The organism is Psychrosphaera sp. (assembly GCF_982872775.1).
Genome location: NZ_CEYNSH010000063.1, coordinates 1 through 1,574 on the forward strand (window position 1 = coordinate 1; position 1,574 = coordinate 1,574).

The 1,574-nt window shown below is 39.4% G+C and carries 4 protein-coding genes; all 4 read left to right on the forward strand.

Annotated features, from left to right (window positions below):
* The first annotated feature begins 48 nt into the window (after positions 1 to 48).
* The gene (locus AC4E96_RS13160) at positions 49 to 306 is read left to right on the forward strand and encodes a type II toxin-antitoxin system Phd/YefM family antitoxin (RefSeq protein ID WP_490256158.1); all 258 of its coding nucleotides are present in this window, start codon (positions 49 to 51) and stop codon (positions 304 to 306) included.
* Complete coding sequence (locus AC4E96_RS13165; protein ID WP_490256144.1) at positions 294 to 590, forward strand: type II toxin-antitoxin system RelE/ParE family toxin; 297 nt, start codon at positions 294 to 296, stop codon at positions 588 to 590. The genes AC4E96_RS13160 and AC4E96_RS13165 overlap by 13 nt, the downstream gene beginning before the upstream one ends.
* Positions 591 to 722: 132 nt before the next feature.
* Positions 723 to 1,118, forward strand: coding sequence for a hypothetical protein (locus tag AC4E96_RS13170; protein WP_490256145.1), 396 nt, complete (start codon positions 723 to 725; stop codon positions 1,116 to 1,118).
* A 112-nt stretch (positions 1,119 to 1,230) separates the two neighbouring features.
* The coding region (locus tag AC4E96_RS13175; RefSeq protein WP_490256146.1) for an alpha/beta fold hydrolase at positions 1,231 to 1,574 on the forward strand (344 nt) is incomplete at its 3' end.

Here is a 1,574-nt window from a genome sequence, read left to right on the forward strand (position 1 = left end):
ACTTTCAGTGATACTATAGTGGCACTCACTCCTATTAAGAGTTCGATTATGAAAGTTGAATTAGTTACAACCTTAAAGAGGCAGGCCACTAAAATATTGGCAGATCTCCATTCTTCTAAGGAACCAGTTTTAATTACTGAGCATGGTCAGCCATCTGCATATTTGGTCGATGTTGATGATTTTGAAATGATGCAAAAGCGTATGTCGATATTGGAAGGAGTCGCTCGAGGAGAGCAAGCAATTAGAAATGAGCAAGTCGTTTCAAATACGCAGGCTAAAGAGCAAATGAATAAATGGCTGAAATAGTTTGGACGCAACCCGCTCTTAATGAACTTGATGAAATTGCTGAATACATTGCAGTGTCTAATTTGGTCGCTGCGAAAAAACTAGTTCAAACTGTATTTAGTAAAATAGAAAGGCTAGAAGAACCCCCCGAATCGGGAAAAGTTCCTTTGGAAATACCGACCTTTAATTACAGAGAGCTAGTAATAAAGCCATGTCGAGTATTTTATAAAATTGATGGGAACAAGGTTTTTATATTGCACGTTATGCGTCAAGAACAAGATCTTAGACGGTTCTTGCTAATTTAGTGGTCGTATAGCTAACAAGTGCCTAAACAGCGACAATGTGAAGTTGTCATTGTTTTGGCAAACAACGCAAAAAGCCACGCCAACACATAGCGTGTTAGGCGGGCGTTAGAAGACTCAACAAGGATGAGTACTATGAAAAAAGTTTACACTGCCACGATCATGGGAGTTGCTCTAGTTGCTTTGGTTCAGTTTGTTGTGGGATATACCTCAGCTTTGGCGATCCCAAAAGAATTATTCGACATCGTTGGTCTTGAGTTCGGTTTGTTTCTCGTTCAACTTTTTACGGTAGCGGTTCCTTTCTTTTTGGTATCAATTATTGTTTTGCCTATATTAGGTTTTGTGGCAGGTTCTGAAACTATGCACTATGCATTGATTTCAGTTTCGACGATTATTTTGATCGATTTTTTGCTATTCGCAGGAGGCCATCTTATTTCATCGCCTTGGTGGCAACTACTTCCTGCACTAATTGGAAGAATAAGCGTTTTAGTCGTGGCGTGGTTTATCGGAAAGCGTTACACCGTCAGCTAACAAGGCATTTGCAATGTGGGACTGCTAAAGTTGGCTCGGTACCACACAAATTTTACCAAGCATTCATCAGCCCTTTTAGGGTGTTAAAACTTACCGAAAGAATGGAGTCTATATGAAAGCAATTTTATGGATATTTTCAATATTTATAAGCTTTAGTGCATACACATCAGAATCAGAACTTAAACCGACAAAGTCGGGGTTATTTGATGTAGGCGGGTTTAAGCTTTATCTTGAGTGTTACGAAAATGATAAGCCACAATTAATACTTGAACAGGGTTTTGGGCGTTCTGGCTCAGATGGTGTTTGGTTAGAGAATATAAAAAGGTTAAAAGACGACTTTAGTATTTGCTTATACGACCCTGCAGGGCTAGGAAAAAGCGAAAAAGGGCCTGTACCTTTCACCGTTGATGATATGGCAACTCGACTTCATAAGTTGTTGTATGCTGCAAAGGTTAA